Origin of the sequence: Pseudomonas sp. SF2, from assembly GCF_036858055.1 — a bacterium.
In the GTDB taxonomy this organism is placed as follows: Bacteria; Pseudomonadota; Gammaproteobacteria; order Pseudomonadales; family Pseudomonadaceae; genus Aquipseudomonas.
The window spans coordinates 129,872-147,385 of sequence record NZ_JAMBDI010000031.1 but is presented as its reverse complement, the minus strand read 5'-3'; the positions used below and the strand labels follow the sequence as shown (position 1 = coordinate 147,385).

The 17,514-nt window shown below is 64.5% G+C and carries 16 protein-coding genes; 14 read left to right on the top strand and 2 right to left on the bottom strand.

Going from position 1 to position 17,514, the window contains the following annotated elements; all coding sequences use genetic code 11:
* Positions 1 to 58 precede the first annotated feature (58 nt).
* The 3 genes from M2S36_RS19370 to M2S36_RS19360 all read left to right on the top strand — a co-directional run bounded on the left by M2S36_RS19370 (position 59) and on the right by M2S36_RS19360 (position 3,745).
* A complete protein-coding gene (locus M2S36_RS19370) occupies positions 59 to 508 on the top strand; it encodes a tautomerase family protein (RefSeq protein WP_233687141.1) in 450 nt (149 codons plus the stop codon).
* A gap of 185 nt (positions 509 to 693) precedes the next feature.
* A complete protein-coding gene (locus tag M2S36_RS19365; RefSeq protein ID WP_333957661.1) occupies positions 694 to 2,730 on the top strand; it encodes an NADPH-dependent 2,4-dienoyl-CoA reductase in 2,037 nt (678 codons plus the stop codon).
* Between the two features lie 124 nt (positions 2,731 to 2,854).
* The gene (locus M2S36_RS19360; protein WP_333957660.1) at positions 2,855 to 3,745 is read left to right on the top strand and encodes a 1-aminocyclopropane-1-carboxylate deaminase/D-cysteine desulfhydrase; all 891 of its coding nucleotides are present in this window, start codon (positions 2,855 to 2,857) and stop codon (positions 3,743 to 3,745) included.
* Here the strand turns inward: M2S36_RS19360 and M2S36_RS19355 are convergent.
* Together M2S36_RS19355 and M2S36_RS19350 are read right to left on the bottom strand one after the other, a co-directional pair.
* Positions 3,736 to 4,281 carry a cytochrome b gene (locus M2S36_RS19355; RefSeq protein WP_207832133.1) on the bottom strand — a complete coding sequence of 182 codons (546 nt, stop codon included), beginning with the start codon at positions 4,279 to 4,281 and terminating at the stop codon, positions 3,736 to 3,738. The genes M2S36_RS19360 and M2S36_RS19355 overlap by 10 nt on opposite strands.
* Positions 4,282 to 4,504: 223 nt before the next feature.
* A complete protein-coding gene (locus M2S36_RS19350) occupies positions 4,505 to 5,437 on the bottom strand; it encodes a DUF1853 family protein (RefSeq protein ID WP_333957659.1) in 933 nt (310 codons plus the stop codon).
* An 88-nt stretch (positions 5,438 to 5,525) separates the two neighbouring features.
* On the opposite strand from M2S36_RS19350, the gene M2S36_RS19345 reads away from it, so the two are divergent.
* The 11 genes from M2S36_RS19345 (at position 5,526) to M2S36_RS19295 (ending at position 17,477) form a co-directional block, all read left to right on the top strand.
* On the top strand, positions 5,526 to 6,416 hold the full coding sequence (locus tag M2S36_RS19345) for an NAD(+) kinase (protein WP_025338255.1): 891 nt from the start codon (positions 5,526 to 5,528) through the stop codon (positions 6,414 to 6,416).
* Entirely contained in the window at positions 6,416 to 7,387 is a 972-nt protein-coding gene (locus M2S36_RS19340; RefSeq protein ID WP_207831807.1) for a metallophosphoesterase, read from the top strand. Before M2S36_RS19345 ends, M2S36_RS19340 begins: the two co-directional genes overlap by 1 nt.
* Positions 7,384 to 8,262, top strand: a complete 879-nt coding sequence (locus tag M2S36_RS19335) for a rhomboid family intramembrane serine protease (protein WP_207831805.1) — start codon at positions 7,384 to 7,386, stop codon at positions 8,260 to 8,262. Before M2S36_RS19340 ends, M2S36_RS19335 begins: the two co-directional genes overlap by 4 nt.
* A 13-nt stretch (positions 8,263 to 8,275) precedes the next feature.
* Positions 8,276 to 8,536: a YeaC family protein gene (locus M2S36_RS19330; protein WP_003260154.1), complete on the top strand. Its 261-nt coding sequence runs from the start codon at positions 8,276 to 8,278 to the stop codon at positions 8,534 to 8,536.
* Positions 8,533 to 9,363 (top strand): DUF2797 domain-containing protein, encoded by an 831-nt coding sequence (locus M2S36_RS19325; RefSeq protein ID WP_063913823.1) that lies wholly within the window; start codon positions 8,533 to 8,535, stop codon positions 9,361 to 9,363. The genes M2S36_RS19330 and M2S36_RS19325 overlap by 4 nt, the downstream gene beginning before the upstream one ends.
* A gap of 12 nt (positions 9,364 to 9,375) precedes the next feature.
* On the top strand, positions 9,376 to 12,033 hold the full coding sequence (pepN, locus tag M2S36_RS19320; RefSeq protein WP_333957658.1) for an aminopeptidase N: 2,658 nt from the start codon (positions 9,376 to 9,378) through the stop codon (positions 12,031 to 12,033).
* 267 nt (positions 12,034 to 12,300) lie between these two features.
* Positions 12,301 to 13,320 carry a WD40/YVTN/BNR-like repeat-containing protein gene (locus M2S36_RS19315; protein ID WP_333957657.1) on the top strand — a complete coding sequence of 340 codons (1,020 nt, stop codon included), beginning with the start codon at positions 12,301 to 12,303 and terminating at the stop codon, positions 13,318 to 13,320.
* A gap of 20 nt (positions 13,321 to 13,340) precedes the next feature.
* Positions 13,341 to 15,716: an efflux RND transporter permease subunit gene (locus M2S36_RS19310; protein WP_207831823.1), complete on the top strand. Its 2,376-nt coding sequence runs from the start codon at positions 13,341 to 13,343 to the stop codon at positions 15,714 to 15,716.
* A gap of 72 nt (positions 15,717 to 15,788) precedes the next feature.
* Positions 15,789 to 16,079 carry a DUF5629 family protein gene (locus M2S36_RS19305; protein ID WP_063913826.1) on the top strand — a complete coding sequence of 97 codons (291 nt, stop codon included), beginning with the start codon at positions 15,789 to 15,791 and terminating at the stop codon, positions 16,077 to 16,079.
* A complete protein-coding gene (locus M2S36_RS19300) occupies positions 16,045 to 17,175 on the top strand; it encodes a lactonase family protein (RefSeq protein WP_333957655.1) in 1,131 nt (376 codons plus the stop codon). The genes M2S36_RS19305 and M2S36_RS19300 overlap by 35 nt, the downstream gene beginning before the upstream one ends.
* A 122-nt stretch (positions 17,176 to 17,297) precedes the next feature.
* Positions 17,298 to 17,477 (top strand): hypothetical protein, encoded by a 180-nt coding sequence (locus M2S36_RS19295; RefSeq protein ID WP_063913828.1) that lies wholly within the window; start codon positions 17,298 to 17,300, stop codon positions 17,475 to 17,477.
* The last annotated feature ends 37 nt before the right edge of the window (positions 17,478 to 17,514 follow it).

The window sequence follows — 17,514 nt, the reverse complement described above, 5'->3', positions numbered from 1 at the left end:
TTGCGTAAGAGGAGCGCCAGGCCTAATGGCGCTTCAACTCATCACAAAGGTCTCAGCAATGCCCAATATCCTGATCAAGGTACCGACCGGGGCTTTCAACGAGCAGCAACGCGAGCATCTGTTGAAGCGCGTCAGCGAGGCAGCAATCGCGCATGAGCACATAGGTGACGCTCTGCCGCAGCGCAGCCTGTGCTGGGTGCTCATCGAGGAGGTGCGGGGCGGTGATTGGCTATGTGGCGGGGTGAACATGCACGCCCACGCCATTCCCTGCATCGTCATGGTAAAGGTGCCTGCCGGCGTGCTCGATGAACAGATGCGCAAGGACTACGTGCAGGGCCTGCACCAGGCCATCGAACAATGCGTCGGGAAGGATGACGGGAGGATGTTGATGACTTCGATACAGCTGGTCGACATCGCCGATGGCACCTGGGGAGCGAACGGGAGTCTCTGGCATCTTGCCGATTTCACCCGTGCTGCCGGTTACCAACATCTTGTCACCCGCACATAGAAACTGTGGGCCGAGGATTTGCGAGTTCGCGGCAGGTTTCGCTGTGCGCCAGGATCAATAACTTGTCAGTTTCGATCATTGAGCCCCTTCAAACGGCTGTTTAATGTCGCAGGCAGACAAACGACGGGGCCCACCGGCCGGTGCGGCACCCGCATCCCGTGAATACGCCATCTGGGGACCTTTCCATGGCCGCCGAACGCTACCCGCACCTGCTTGCCCCGCTGGACCTGGGCTTCACCACCTTGCGCAACCGCACCCTGATGGGCTCGATGCACACCGGCCTCGAAGAGCGCCCGGGCGGCTTCGAGCGCATGGCGGCGTACTTTGCCGAGCGCGCTCGCGGTGGCGTCGGCCTGATGGTCACCGGCGGCATCGCGCCCAATGATGAGGGTGGGGTGTATTCCGGGGCGGCCAAGCTCAGCACCGAGGAGGAGGCCGACAAGCACCGCGTCGTCACCGAGGCTGTGCACGCCGCCGGTGGCAAGATCTGTCTGCAGATCCTGCATGCCGGGCGCTATGCCTACAGCCCACGCCAAGTGGCGCCCAGCGCGATCCAGGCGCCGATCAACCCGTTCAAGCCCAGGGAGCTGGACGAGGCGGGTATCGAGAAGCAGATCGCCGACTTCGTCAATTGCGCGGTGCTGGCCCAGCGCGCCGGTTACGACGGCGTCGAGATCATGGGGTCGGAAGGCTACTTCATCAACCAGTTCCTCGCCGCCCACACCAACCATCGCACCGACCGCTGGGGCGGCAGCTATGAAAACCGCATGCGCCTGGCGGTGGAAATCGTCAGCCGGGTGCGCGGCGCGGTAGGGCCGAACTTCATCATCATCTTCCGCCTGTCGATGCTCGACCTGGTCGAGGGCGGCAGCAGCTGGGACGAGATCGAGCTGCTGGCCAAGGCCATCGAGCACGCCGGCGCGACCCTGATCAACACCGGCATCGGCTGGCACGAAGCGCGTATCCCGACCATTGCCACCAAGGTGCCGCGCGCGGCGTTCAGCAAGGTCACCGCCAAGCTGCGTGGCGTGGTGAACATTCCGCTGATCACCACCAATCGTATCAACACCCCGGAAGTGGCCGAGGCGGTGCTGGCCGAGGGTGATGCCGACATGGTCTCGATGGCCCGGCCGTTCCTGGCCGACCCGGACTTCGTCAACAAGGCCGCTGCTGGCCGCGGCGACGAGATCAACACCTGCATCGGCTGCAACCAGGCCTGCCTGGACCATACCTTCGGCGGCAAGCTGACCAGTTGCCTGGTCAACCCGCGCGCCTGCCACGAGACCGAGCTCAACTACCTGCCCGTGCGCGCCGTGAAGCGCATTGCCGTGGTCGGTGCTGGCCCGGCCGGCCTGGCGGCAGCCACGGTAGCGGCCGAGCGCGGCCACGCGGTGACCCTGTTCGATGCTGCCAGCGAGATCGGCGGGCAGTTCAATGTGGCCAAGCGGGTGCCGGGAAAGGAAGAGTTCCATGAAACCTTGCGTTACTTCCGCAACAAGGTCAAAAGCACGGGCGTGGACCTGCGCCTGAACACCCGGGTCAATGTGCAGTCCCTGGTGGACGGTGGCTATGACGAAATCATCCTGGCCACCGGCATCGCTCCGCGCACGCCGGCCATCCCCGGTGTCGAGCATGCCAAGGTGCTCAGCTACCTGGACGTGCTGCTCGAGCGCAAGCCGGTGGGCAAGGCTGTCGCGGTGATTGGCGCGGGTGGTATCGGTTTCGACGTTTCCGAGTACCTGGTGCATCAGGGCGTTGCCACCAGCCAGGACCTCGAGGCGTTCTGGAAGGAGTGGGGCATCGACACCCATCTGCAGGCGCGTGGTGGCGTGGCCGGGATCAAGGCCGAGCCGCATGCCCCTGCGCGGCAGGTGTACCTGTTGCAGCGCAAGAAATCCAAGGTGGGTGACGGCCTGGGCAAGACCACCGGCTGGATTCACCGTACCGGGTTGAAGAACAAGCGGGTGCAGATGCTCAACAGCGTCGAGTACCTGGGCATCGACGATGCCGGCCTGCACATTCGCGTGGCTGATGGCGAGCCGCAGGTGCTGGCGGTGGACAACGTGGTCATCTGTGCCGGGCAGGAGCCGCTGCGCGAACTGCAGGACGGGCTGGTGGCGGCGGGGCAGTCGGTGCACCTGATTGGTGGGGCCGATGTGGCGGCGGAGCTGGATGCCAAGCGGGCGATCAACCAGGGTTCGAGACTGGCGGCTGAGCTCTGAGGTTGCCGGGGCCGCTGTGCGGCCCNNCGCGGTGCATGGCACCGGCTGCGCCGGTGTTCGCGGGTGAACCCGCTCCCACAGGGGGCGCAAAGCGCCCCCGGGATTTCACTGGTAAACTCGCAGCATGCTCCTCGACCTTCCCCAAGCCCCCCTGCGCCCTCTGACCCTGCCTTGGCTGGAAACCGCCAAGGTCGAAGCTGCGATCCTGCGCCTGGACCTGATCGACCCGCTGATCAGCGGCAACAAGTGGTTCAAGCTGCGCCATCACCTGCAGCACGCCACGGCCAGCAACGCACCGGGCCTGATCAGCCTCGGCGGCAACCATTCCAATCACCTGCACGCCCTGGCCGCCGCCGGCAAGCGCTTCGGCTTTGCCACCGCCGGCCTGCTGCGCGGCCACGCCCAGGACACGCCAACCGTGCGTGACCTGCAGGCACTGGACATGGAACTGCACTGGCTGGGCTATGGCGGTTATCGCGCGCGAAACGAAGCGGGTTTCTGGGCGCCTTGGCAGGCACGCTATCCGGGCTGGCACTGCATCCCCGAAGGGGGTGGCGGGCTGGCCGGTGCACAGGGCTGCGCGCTGCTCATGCAGCAGGCGCGCGGGCAAATCGCGGCACTGGGCTGGTCGGGCTACGACGCCTGGTGGCTGGCCGCCGGAACGGGGACTACCCTGGCCGGCCTGGTAATGGCCGAGGCGGGCGCACATGTCGTGCATGGCGCATTGGCTGTACCCAGGGATCATGGTGTGGCGGAGGCGGTAGCGACACTGGCCGGCGCGCATGGCTACCAGTTGCACGACGCCTGCCGTGGCGGTTTTGGCAAATTCGATGATGAGCTGCTGGCGTTCATCGCCGACTGCGAGCGACACACCGGCGTGCCGCTCGAAGCCCTGTACACTGGCAAGGCGCTGCTGGCCCTGCGAGAGCAGGTGGGTGCCGGGCTGTTCGCGCCCGGCACCCGCCTGATCGTGGTGCACACCGGCGGCCTGCAGGGCCGGCGCGGTTACTTGTAAGGCAGCATGCGCAGCAGTGTGTTGTCGCGCTGCACATAGTGGTGATACAGCCCGGCCAGCGCATGCAGGCCGATCAGCCAGTATCCCCAAGTGCCGATGCTTTCATGCCAGCCTTTGAAGAACTTGGCCTGGTCCGGGTTCGGGCCGATCAGGTGCGGCAGCTCCAGGCCGAAGAACGGCACCGGTTTGTCGGCGGCGCTGAGGATAAGCCAGCCGGCCAGCGGCAGGATGATCATCAGCAGGTACAACGCCAGGTGCATCAGGTGCGAAAGGCCTGTCTGCCAGGCCGCTGGCTTGGGCACGATGGGCGGGGTCGGGCTGCTCAGGCGCATGGCCAGGCGCAGCCAGACCAGCACGAACACGCTGAGCCCGAGCATGAAGTGCAGATCCTTCATCAGGTTGCGCTCGACACTGTCCTTGGGGAACAGGCCACGCAGTTCGATAAGGGCATAGACAGCGGCCAGCAGTACCAGCATCAGCCAGTGCAGGGCAATGGACAGGCGCGTGTAATGGGTCGCGGGGGTGGATGAAACCATGATCGGTCCTCGTCATCAGGTCGGAATGGCGCTCTTGCTGGCGCTCAGGTAGTACTGTAATGGCTACGGGGAACAAATCTTTGCGCCAGGTCTGTGAAAATTGTGTTGTCTGCACCGGCCTCTTCGCGGGCTTGCCCGCTCCCACAGGCACAGCGCTGAGCCAGAGGCCTGTGCAGTACCTGTGGGAGCGGGTTTACCCGCGAAGGGGCCAACACAGACAACATCAGACATCGAGCAGATGCGGCCAATCATCAGCCACCAGAAACACCCGCTCGGCCTCCTGCCACACCCCATCAGCTTCTTGCTCCAACCTCACCAGCAACTGCGCCGGTGCCTGCCGCTCCAGCACATGCAGCCACGCCGCAAACTGCTCCACCGCCCAGCTCTCACTCGCCTCTACCCGCGCCGGCGCCAGCCAGGCATGCCGTTGCAGCGGCTGCCAATGTTCCCCTTCAGCCATGGCCCAGTCCCGTCGCCGCACCCAGCGCCCGCGCAAATGTTGCGGGTTGGCGCCTTGCGGTGGCTGCGCATGCCCAGGCCACGGGTAGAACAGGTAGCCACCCAGCCACACATGTGCCTGCACCTGCTCCACCCCCAGCTGCGCCAGCACCTCGCGGCTGTGCGCCCCCGCCGACATGGGCAACTGGTGCCGCGCCAGGTGCGCCAGTTTGCTTCCCAGTCGGTCATGGCAGCCCGGTCCCAGCCAGGCGGCGGGGTCCTGCCCGGCGTGTTCCGGGCCCAGGTACAGTTTGATGGCCAGTTCCAGGTGGTGCACGCCGTCGCGGTCGCGCAGCACCACGTCCAGTTCGCCCAGGGTGCGCCCGCCGTCGCGTATCGCCAGGTTGGCCGCCAGCAGTTCGATGCCCGGCGCCTGGCCCAGGGCGAATTGCCACAGGCGTTCGTAGTAATGCCCCAGGCGCCGGCTGCCCAGTTGCGCCAGCCAGTCGCGCAATGGGCGGTCGTCGTCATCCAGCGCCTGCAGCCAGTCTGCAAGGCGCTGCGGCTGATCCGCCCACAGGCTGCCTGCCAGCGGGTGGCGCTGGGGGCAGGGCGGGGTGCTGAGCAACGGGGGCGACAGCAGGGCCCAGGCCAGGTCGCGCACGTGGGGGCGGCGTAGCTGCCGGGGCAGGTGGTGGAGCAGGGCGAATGGCATCATCCTGCGAGCATAGCCGGTTTGCCGCTACCCGGTGGTTTCGCCCATAATCGCGGCATAGTCACCCGCCGCAGAGCCTCGCAGGAGCCCCATGGAGCAATTTCGCAATATTGGTATCATCGGCCGCCTTGGCAGCTCGCAGGTGCTCGACACCATTCGCCGACTGAAAAAATTTCTCCTCGAGCGCCACCTGCACGTGATCCTCGAGGACACCATCGCCGAAGTATTGCCCGGCCATGGCCTGCAAACCTCCACCCGCAAGCTGCTGGGCGAGGTCTGTGACCTGGTCATCGTGGTCGGCGGCGACGGCAGCCTGCTGGGTGCCGCCCGTGCCCTGGCCCGGCACAACATTCCGGTGCTGGGCATCAACCGTGGCAACCTGGGCTTCCTTACCGATATCCGCCCCGACGAGCTGGAAGAGAAGGTTGCCGAAGTGCTCGACGGCCATTACCTGGTGGAAAACCGCTTCCTGCTGCAGGCCGAGGTACGCCGCCATAACGAAGCCATTGGCCAGGGTGATGCGCTGAACGACGTGGTACTGCATCCGGGCAAGTCCACGCGCATGATCGAGTTCGAGATCTACATCGACGGCCAGTTCGTCTGCAGCCAGAAGGCCGACGGCCTGATCGTCGCCACCCCCACCGGCTCCACCGCCTACGCGCTGTCGGCCGGCGGCCCGATCATGCACCCCAAGCTCGACGCCATCGTCATCGTGCCGATGTACCCACACACCCTGTCGGGCCGGCCAATCGTGGTCGACGGCAACAGCGAGCTGAAGATCGTGGTGTCCAAGGACCTGCAGATCTACCCGCAAGTATCCTGTGACGGCCAGAACCACTTCACCTGCGCCCCCGGCGACACCATCACGGTGAGCAAGAAGCCGCAGAAGCTGCGCCTGATCCACCCGCTCGACCACAATTACTACGAGGTCTGCCGCACCAAGCTCGGTTGGGGCAGCCGTTTGGGAAGCAGGGACGACTGATGCTCGATCCGGCGCGAAGTTTCGACATCATCGGTGACGTGCACGGTTGTGCGCTGACCCTTGAACGCCTGCTCGACGCCCTCGGTTACAAGCGTGTGGCCGGCGTGTGGCGCCACCCGCGGCGCCAGGCGCTGTTCCTTGGCGACATCGTCGACCGCGGGCCACGCATCCGCGAGGCGCTGCACATCGTCCACGACATGGTCGAGGCCGGCCAGGCGTTCTGCATCATGGGCAACCACGAATACAACGCCCTGGGTTGGGTCACCCCGGCACTGCCCGGCAGCGGCAAGGCCTTTGTGCGCGAACATACGCCGCGCCACGCCCGGCTGATCGACGAAACCCTGACCCAGTTCGCCAACCACCCCGCTGACTGGCACGACTTCGTCAACTGGTTCTACGAATTGCCACTGTTCGTCGACGCCGGGCGCTTCCGCCTGGTGCATGCCTGCTGGGACCCGCGGCTGATCGAGCCGCTGCGCCAGCAGTACCCCGACGGGTGCATCGACGAGCACTTCATCCAGGCCTCGGCGGTGAGCAGCAGCTTTGCCGCCACCGTGTGCAACCGCCTGCTGCGCGGCACCGACATGCGCCTGCCGGACGGCCTGACCCTGACTGGCGGCGACGGCCTGACCCGCGCCTTCTTCCGCACCAAGTTCTGGGAAGAAGACCCGCAAACCTATGGCGACATCGTGTTCCAGCCCGACGCCCTGCCCGCGGAAGTCGCCAGCACCCCACTCAGCCACAGCCAGAAGAACGCCTTGCTGCGCTATGCCGAAGATGAGCCCATGCTGTTCGTCGGCCACTACTGGCGCAGCGGCCGTCCGGCGCCGATCCGCGCCAACCTGGCCTGCCTGGACTACAGCGCCGTGCTCTACGGCAAGCTGGCCGCCTACCGCCTGGATGATGAAACCCGCATCGACCCGCACAAGTTCGTCTGGGTCGACGTTGACCGCCCACAGGCCAACCAATGAACGTTATCGAAGTGATGCGCCTGCCGCTGTCGGTCGACCTCAGCGGCTTCGTCCAACTGTTGCAGCGCCTGCAGGTGCCGCACCGGGTCAGCGAGGAGGGCGAGGTGCAGGTGCTCTGGGCCCCCGACACCCTGGCTGCAGACGTCCGCGAGCTCTACCAGCGCTACCCCGACGGCAATGCCGACCTGCCAGCCACCGCCGACCCTGTGGGCGCGGGCGTGCCCGCGAAAGGGCCCTCCCTGGCGGAACAGGCCCGCGCTTGCAAAGTCACCACCATAATCCTGCTGTTGTGTTTCATCGTCGCCGGCCTTACGGGCCTGGGCGAAAACTTCACTACCATCAGCTGGTTCACCTTCCTCGACTTCCGCGTCCAGGGCGACTACCTGTACTTCAGCCCGCTGGCGCAAAGCCTGGACGAAGGCCAGTGGTGGCGCCTGGTATCGCCCATGCTGCTGCACTTCGGCGTGCTGCACCTGGCCATGAACAGCCTGTGGTACTGGGAACTGGGCAAACGCATCGAACTGCGCCAGGGCCCGTGGGCGCTGCTTGGCCTGACCCTGCTGTTCAGCCTGGTGTCCAACCTGGCCCAGCACTACAGCAGCGGTCCGAGCCTGTTCGGTGGCCTGTCCGGCGTGCTGTACGGCCTGCTCGGGCATATCTGGCTGTACCAGTGGCGGGCGCCCAACCGTTACTTCGACCTGCCCAAGGGCGTGCTGGTGATGATGCTGATCTGGCTGGTGGTGTGCCTGAGCGGCGTGATCGACACCCTGGGCCTTGGCCAGATCGCCAACGCCGCCCATGTCGGCGGGCTGCTCATCGGATGCCTGACCGGGCTCTTGGGTGGGGCGCTGGCCCGGCGTAAACTGTCGGCTTGAATCAGGAGACACTATGTCCACTTTCGCGCAAATGATCGAAAACATCACCCCGGAAATTTACGAGAGCCTGAAACTGGCCGTGGAAATCGGCAAATGGTCGGATGGCCGCAAGCTCACCGCCGAGCAGAAAGAGCTGTCGCTGCAGGCGGTAATCGCCTGGGAAATGAAAAACCTGCCCGAAGACCAGCGCACCGGCTACATGGGCCCACAGGAATGCGCGTCGAAGTCTGCACCGATCGCCAACATTCTGTTCAAGTCGGACTCGGTACATTGATCGAACTCGCTCGTGGCTCGTTGAGCAAGATGGCGGTCAGCCTGCAGGCGCCGGTGGTGCAGTACAGCTTCCGCCTGGATGACACGCAGGTGCCGGTCAACCCGCTGATCGGCCAGCGCCTGCGCCTGGAATACCTCGGCGCCATTCACTGCAGCCATTGCGGCAAGCGCACCAAGACCAGCTTCAGCCAGGGTTACTGCTACCCGTGCATGACCCGGCTGGCCCAGTGCGACGTGTGCATCATGGCCCCGGAAAAGTGCCACTACGACGCCGGCACCTGCCGCGAACCGTCGTGGGGCGAACAGTTCTGCATGACCGATCACGTGGTCTACCTGGCCAACTCGTCGGGGATCAAGGTCGGTATCACCCGCGCCACCCAGTTGCCCACCCGCTGGCTTGACCAGGGCGCCAGCCAGGCCCTGCCGATCGTGCGCGTGGCCACTCGCCAGCAGTCCGGCCTGGTCGAAGACTTGCTGCGCAGCCAGGTGCCGGACCGCACCAACTGGCGCACCCTGCTCAAAGGCGACGCCGAGGAACTCGATCTGGTTGCAATTCGTGAACAGGTCTTCGACGCCTGCGCCGATGGCCTGCGCGAACTGCAGGGCCGCTTTGGCCTGCAGGCGATCCAGCCACTGCGCGACGCGGAAGTGGTACAGATGAAATACCCGGTCGAGGCCTACCCGAAAAAGATCGTCAGCTTCAACCTCGACAAGGACCCGGTAGTGGAAGGCACGCTGCTGGGCATCAAGGGCCAGTACCTGATCTTCGACACCGGTGTGATCAATATTCGCAAGTACACGGCCTACCAGCTGGCCGTGCTCCAGTAAAAGGACCTCTACATGCGTACCGAACAACCGCAAGTGATCTACCTCAAGGATTACCAGGCGCCCGAGTACCTGATCGACGAGACGCACCTGACCTTCGAGCTGTTCGAGGACCACACCCTGGTTCACGCGCAACTGGTCATGCGCCGCAACCCGGCACGCGGTGCCGGCCTGCCGCCACTGGAACTCGATGGCCAGCAGCTGGAACTGCTGCGTGCCTCGCTGGATGACCAGGAACTGCAGCCGGGTGAGTACCAGCTCGACGCCGACAGCCTGACCGTGCAGCCCAAGGCCGAGCGCTTCACCCTCGACACCAGCGTGAAGATCCACCCCGAGAGCAACACCGCACTGGAAGGCCTGTACAAGTCGGGCAAGATGTTCTGCACCCAGTGCGAGGCCGAAGGCTTCCGCAAGATCACCTACTACCTCGATCGCCCGGACGTGATGAGCACCTTCACCACCACGGTCATCGCCGAGCAGCATCGCTACCCGGTATTGCTGTCGAACGGCAACCCGATCGGCAGCGGGCCGGCCGAAGACGGCCGCCACTGGGCGACCTGGGAAGACCCGTTCATGAAGCCGGCCTACCTGTTCGCCCTGGTGGCCGGTGACCTGTGGTGCGTCGAAGACAGCTTCACCCGCCAGTCCGGCCGTGATGTAACCCTGCGCATCTACGTCGAGCCCGAGAACATCGACAAGTGCGACCACGCCATGGTCAGCCTGAAGAAGTCCATGCGCTGGGACGAAGAAGTCTATGGCCGCGAGTACGACCTGGACATCTTCATGATCGTCGCGGTCAACGACTTCAACATGGGCGCCATGGAAAACAAGGGCCTGAACATCTTCAACTCCAGCTGTGTGCTGGCCCGTGCCGAAACGGCTACCGATGCCGCCCACCAGCGCGTCGAAGGCGTGGTCGCCCACGAGTACTTCCACAACTGGTCGGGCAACCGTGTCACCTGCCGTGACTGGTTCCAGCTGTCGCTGAAAGAAGGCTTCACGGTGTTCCGCGACGCCGAGTTCAGCGCCGACATGAACTCGCGTACGGTCAAGCGCATCGAAGACGTGGCCTACCTGCGTACTCACCAGTTCGCCGAAGACGCTGGCCCCATGGCCCACCCGGTACGCCCGGACAGCTTCATCGAGATCTCCAACTTCTACACCCTGACCGTGTACGAGAAGGGCGCCGAAGTGGTGCGCATGGTTCGTACCCTGCTGGGTGCCGATGGCTTCCGCAAGGGCAGTGACCTGTACTTCGAACGCCACGATGGCCAGGCGGTGACTACCGACGATTTCATCAAGGCCATGGAAGACGCCAACGGCGTCGACTTCACCCAGTTCAAGCGCTGGTACAACCAGGCCGGCACCCCGCGCCTGGAAGTCAGCGAGGCCTATGACGCGGCTGCGAAAACCTACAGCCTGACCTTCCGCCAGAGCTGCCCGCAGACCCCGGACAAGGCTGAAAAACTGCCGTTCGTGATCCCGGTGGAGCTGGGCCTGCTGGACGCCGCAGGCAACGACCTGCCGCTGCAACTGGCCGGTGAAGCGACGGCGCAGGGCACCAGCCGCGTGCTGTCGGTGACCGAAGCCGAGCAGATTTTCACCTTCCAGGGCATCCAGGCCAAGCCGCTGCCGTCGCTGCTGCGTGGCTTCAGCGCACCGGTCAAGCTGAGCTTCCCCTATGACCGCGACCAGCTGATGTTCCTGATGCAGCACGACAGCGACGGCTTCAACCGCTGGGAGGCGGGGCAGCAGCTGTCGGTGCAGGTGCTGCAGGAGCTGATTGGCCAGCATCAGCGTGGCGAAGCGCTCAAGCTCGACCAGCGCCTGATCACTGCCCTGGGCACTGTGCTCGGTAACGAGTCGCTGGACCCGGCCATGGTTGCCGAAATGCTCTCGCTGCCGGGTGAGGCCTACCTCACCGAGATCAGCCAGGTGGCCGACGTGGATGCCATCCACGCCGCCCGCGAGTTTGCCCGTCAGCAGATCGCAGAGCAGTTGTTCGCCGCCCTGTGGGCGCGCTACCAGGCCAACCGCGAAGTGTCGCGCAGCACCGCCTACGTGGCCTCGGCCGAGCACTTCGCCCGCCGCAGCCTGCAGAACATCGCGCTGTCGTACCTGATGCAGAGCGGCAAGCCGCAGGTACTGCAGGCGACCCTGGAGCAGTTCGAGCACTGCGACAACATGACCGAGCGCCTCACTGCGCTGGCCGTGCTGGTCAACTCGCCGTTCGAGGCCGAGCGGGCCAAGGCGCTGGAGGCCTTTGCCGAGCACTTCAAGGACAACCCGCTGGTCATGGACCAGTGGTTCAGCGTGCAGGCGGCCAGCACGCTGCCGGGCGGGCTGGCGCGGGTCAAGGCGCTGATGCAGCACCCGGCGTTCACCCTGAAGAACCCGAACAAGGTCCGTGCGCTGATCGGCGCCTTTGCCGGGCAGAACCTGGTCAACTTCCATGCGGCGGATGGCTCGGGCTACCGCTTCCTGGCGGACCTGGTGATCGAGCTGAATGCGCTGAACCCGCAGATCGCCTCGCGGCAACTGGCACCGCTGACCCGCTGGCGCAAGTATGACGATGCGCGTCAGGCCCTGATGAAGGGCGAGCTGGAGCGGATTCTGGCTTCTGGTGAGCTGTCCAGTGATGTGTATGAGGTTGTGAGCAAGAGCCTGGCTTAAGCCTTCCGTAGCCTGAGCCGACCTCTTCGCGGGTAAACCCGCTCCCACAGGTACTGCACCGCTTTCATGGGCTGTGCAGGACCTGTGGGAGCGGGTTTACCCGCGAAGCTTTTACAGCCGATAACAAAACATAACACCCCGCCCGTTGTATTCCCGCAAACATCCCCGCTACGATCCCCTCAGGCTATTGCAGGCCTCTAGATCAGGCTTTTCGCAGTATCTGCAATGCATTGACCCACCAAATAAGAACACAACAGGGGGACAGTCATGAGGGAACGGAACAGGCGCTTCGCCTGGCCACTGGCAGCCGGCGCGGTGCTGGCGCTGGGGCTTGGCGTGTGGGCTGACAGCGTGCATGCCGCTGCCGCCGACGAATATTCCACCGAATCGACCAAGGCCAGCCAAAGCCTGCTGATCGATACCGCTCATGCCGGTAAGCGCCTGGTGGTGGTAGGCGATCGCGGTCATATCCTGTTCTCCGATGATCAAGGCAGCACCTGGACCCAGGCCCGGGTGCCTACCCGGCAACTGCTCACCGCGGTGTTCTTCCTCGACGACAAGCGCGGCTGGGCCGTCGGCCATGACGCGCAGATCCTCACCAGCAGTGACGGCGGTGCCACCTGGAGCAAGCAGTTCGAAGACCTTGCCCGTGAAGCGCCCTTGCTCGATATCACCTTCCTCGACGCCCGGCACGGCTTTGCCGTGGGTGCCTACGGCGCCTTGCTGGAAACCACCGACGGTGGCCAGCACTGGCAGGATGTGGCCGAGCGCCTGGACAACCCTGACCAGCTACACCTGAACGGTATCGCCCAGGTGCGCGATGCCGGCCTGTTCATTGTCGGCGAGCAGGGCGGCATGTTCCGCTCCGCCGACAACGGCCAGACCTGGGCCAAGGTCGAGGGCCCCTACGAGGGCTCGCTGTTCGGCGTGATCGGCACTGCCCAGCCACGCACGCTGCTGGCTTACGGCCTGCGCGGCAACCTGTTCCGTTCCACCGACTTTGGTGACAGCTGGCAGCCGATCGAACTCAAGGCTGCACGCGGCACCCTCGAATTCGGCCTGGCAGGCGCTACGCTTGTCGAGGATGGCAGCCTGGTGCTGGTCGGCAATGGCGGCAGCGTGCTGCGTAGTACCGATGATGGCCAGACTTTCAGTGTCTACAACCGTGCCGACCGTATTGCCCTGGCCGGTGTCAGCGGCCTGGCCAATGGCGGCCTGCTGCTGGTAGGGCAGGGTGGCGTGCACCTGGCTGACCCGCAGGGTGCTGACCAGGAGGTGCGTCCATGACCAGCAGGGAGAGCATCACCATGCACCCGCATCACCAGGACAAGGCCACGCTGCTCGAACGCCTGATCTTCAACAACCGCCCCGTGGTCATCGCCCTGTGCGTACTGGTCAGCATCTTCCTGTTCTGGCAGGCCACGCAGATCCGCCCGTCCACCAGCTTCGAGAAGATGATCCCGCTGCAGCACCCGTTCATCGAGCAGATGATGGAGCACCGCAACGACCTGGCCAACCTCGGCAACACCGTGCGCATCTCGGTGGAGGCGGTCAACGGCGACATCTTCGACAAGGACTACATGGAGACCCTGCGGCAGGTCCATGACGAAGTGTTCTACATCCCCGGCGTCGACCGTGCCGGGCTGAAGTCGCTGTGGAGCCCCAGCGTGCGCTGGAGCGAGGTCACCGAAGAAGGCTTCTCTGGTGGCGAGGTGATCCCCAACACCTACAACGGCTCGCAGGACAGCCTCGACACCCTGCGCGACAACGTGCTCAAGTCAGGCCAGGTGGGGCGCCTGGTGGGCAACAACTTCAAGTCCAGCATCGTCGATGTGCCTCTGTTGGAGAGCTACCCCGACCCGCAGGACCCGGGCAAGCAGGTGAAGCTGGACTACCAGCAGTTCTCGCACCAGCTGGAAGAAAAGATCCGCGACAAGTTCCAGGCGCAGAACCCCAACGTGAAGGTTCACATCGTCGGCTTCGCCAAGAAGGTCGGTGACCTGATCGACGGGCTGGTGATGGTGGCGATGTTCTTCGGCGTCGCCCTGGCCATCACCTGGGTGCTGTTGTACTGGTTCACCTGGTGCATCCGCAGCACCATCGCCGTGCTCATCACCACCCTGGTGGCAGTGGTCTGGCAGCTGGGCCTGATGCATGCCGTGGGCTTTGGCCTGGATCCGTACTCGATGCTGGTGCCGTTCCTGATCTTCGCCATCGGCATTTCCCACGGGGTGCAGAAGATCAACGGTATCGCCCTGCAGTCGAGTGATGCCGACAACGCCCTGACCGCCGCGCGGCGCACGTTCCGCCAGCTGTTCCTGCCGGGGATGATCGCCATCCTCGCCGACGCCGTGGGCTTCATCACCCTGCTGATCATCGACATCGGGGTGATCCGTGAACTGGCCATCGGCGCTTCCATCGGTGTGGCGGTGATCGTGTTCACCAACCTTATCCTGCTGCCGGTAGCCATCTCCTACGTCGGCATCAGCAAGAAGGCCGTCGAGCGCAGCAAGCAGGACGCTACCCGCGAGCACCCGTTCTGGCGCCTGCTGTCGAACTTCGCCAGTGCCAAGGTGGCACCGGTGTCGGTGGCACTGGCGCTGGTCGCCTTCGCCGGTGGCCTGTGGTACAGCCAGAACCTGAAGATCGGCGACCTCGACCAGGGCGCGCCGGAGCTGCGCCCCGACTCGCGCTACAACCAGGACAACAACTTCATCATCAGCAACTACTCGACCAGTTCCGACGTGCTGGTGATCATGGTCAAGACCCCGCCGGAAAGCTGTTCGATCCACTCGACCATGGCGCCGATCGACGAGCTGATGTGGACCATGCAGAACACCCCGGGCGTGCAGTCGGCCATTTCCCTGGTGACCGTGTCCAAGCAGGTGATCAAGGGCATGAACGAGGGCAGCCTGAAATGGGAAACCCTGTCGCGCAACCCGGACATCCTCAACAACTCCATCGCCCGCGCCGATGGCCTGTACAACGGTGACTGCTCGCTGGCGCCGGTGCTGGTGTTCCTCAACGACCACAAGGCCGAAACCCTGGAGCGGGTCACCGCCGTGGCCAAGGCGTTTGCCGACAGCCACAACAAGGAAGGCCTGCAGTTCCTGCTGGCGGCGGGCAACGCCGGGATCGAGGCGGCAACCAACGAGGTGATCAAGTCGGCCGAGCTGACCATCCTGATCCTGGTGTACATCTGCGTGGCGGTGATGTGCCTGATTACCTTCCGCTCGTTCGCTGCCACCCTGTGCATCGTCCTGCCGCTGGTGCTGACCTCGGTGCTGGGTAACGCGCTGATGGCCTACATGGGCATCGGGGTCAAGGTGGCGACCTTGCCGGTGGTGGCGCTGGGTGTGGGCATTGGCGTGGACTATGGCATCTACATCTACAGCCGGCTGGAAAGCTTCCTGCGCGCCGGGTTGCCGTTGCAGGAGGCTTATTACGAGACCCTGCGCTCGACCGGCAAGGCGGTACTGTTCACCGGGTTGTGCCTGGCCATTGGCGTGTGCACCTGGATCTTCTCGGCGATCAAGTTCCAGGCGGACATGGGGCTGATGCTGACCTTCATGCTGCTGTGGAACATGTTCGGTGCGCTGTGGCTGCTGCCGGCGCTGGCGCGGTTCCTGATCAAACCGGAGAAGATGGCGGGCAAGGAAGGGGGCTCCATTTTCGCCCATTGATCGCAGGGGGCCGCTGTGCGGCCCATCGCGACACAAGGCTATAATGCCCACTCATTTCAGATTGGTACCCCCATGTCCCCCCTCGCCACCGCCCTGCAGTCCTGCGACATGCTCCTGATCGACGGTCTGCACGCCTTCGACTTCACCTCCGACGAATCCGGCCTCACCATCGAATGCATGGACGGCCGCCAGCTCCGCCGTTGGTCCTTCACCCCCGAGCAGATCGTTGCTGCCATTGCCGTGGGTGACGAGTGGCAACTCGACGATGCCAACGGCGAGCATCGGCTAGTCTGTATGAGTGCCTTTCGCGCCCCGGATGATGACGAAGATGAACCGGATCTGGACGAGCCTGCTGACCGCTAGCCTGATGAGCGTGACTATCAACGCCCACGCTGCGACCTTGCTGGTGGGCAGTTACACCGATGGCGCCAGCCAGGGCATCTACCGCTATCAGTTCGACGAAAAGACCGGCCATATCGACCCTGCGCCGCAGCAAGTGGTGGAGAGTGTCAGCCCTTCTTGGCTGGTGTTGTCGGCCGATCAACGCCAGCTGTTCGCGGTCAATGAAACCCCGAACGGCCATGTCAGCAGTTTCGGCGTCAGTGCAAAAGGCGAGATCAAGCCCCTCAACCAGGTGCCCAGCCAAGGTGACGAGCCGACCCATGCCAGCCTTAGCCGTGACCAGCGTTATCTGTTCGTGGCCAACTACGCGGTCAAGCCCGACCCCGGTGGCAGCCTGGTGGTGGTCCCGGTGGCCAGGGACGGCAAGCTCAAGCCGGTGGTGCAAGAGGCACGGCACAAGGCGAGCGGGGTCAACCCCGAGCGCCAGGCCAGCGCCCACGTGCATTCGCTGGTGCTGTCACCGGACGGTCGGCACCTGTATGCCAGCGACCTGGGTGCCGACAAGGTGTTCATCTACCGCTATGATGGCGCCAGCGCCGACCACCCGCTGACGCCGGCGATCCCCGCGTCGGTGGATTTGCCGCCGGGCAGCGGGCCGCGCCACCTGCTGTTCGACGCCAAGGGCCGGTACGCCTACCTGACCCTGGAGATGAACGCCGAAGTGGTGATGTTCGATGTGCAGGACGGCAACCTGGTCGAACGCCAGCGCCTGCCCCTGACCGAGCGCGAGGACGCCGCGGCGAAAGCGGCAGGTGGCTTGCACCTGTCGGCAGACGGGCGCTTCCTGTATGTAAGCAACCGCGGCACGGCCAACGAGGTCGTGGTGTTCAGCGTGGGCAAGCAGGACGGCCAGCTGACGTTCCTGCAGCGCCGTTCGGTGGAGGGGGATCATCCCCGCGAGTTCGCCCTCGACCCAAGTGACAACTTCCTGCTGGTGGCCAACCAGAAGAGCAACCAGATCGTGGTGATACGCCGCGATCCACGCAGCGGCAAACTGTTGGAGACGGTGCAGACGCTGAAGCAGGATGCACCGTCGGACCTCAAATTCATCGAGTGATATCGATCGGCGTGATAATCGATACTGCCGCAATGAATTTTTGCCTGCGGCTTCGGCGGCGTAAGTTTGACCCAAGGCCCAAACGGGCCAACGTCAAACCACCGCCGTCGAGGTCAGCCCAGATGAACTTCAATCTCTTCCCGGTCATTGCCGCATCCGCCATTTCCGCTTCGGTGGTATTGCCGACGCATGCCCACGCCGACAGCAGCGGCAAGGCCTCCGCAACCCATAGCTACACCGAGCAGTACCTGCGCCAGAGTGCCAACTTCCATGCGGCATTGAGTGGCAAGCACCACCACTGACTCAAGCCTGGCACGGGCCCTGTGGGAGCGGGCGTGC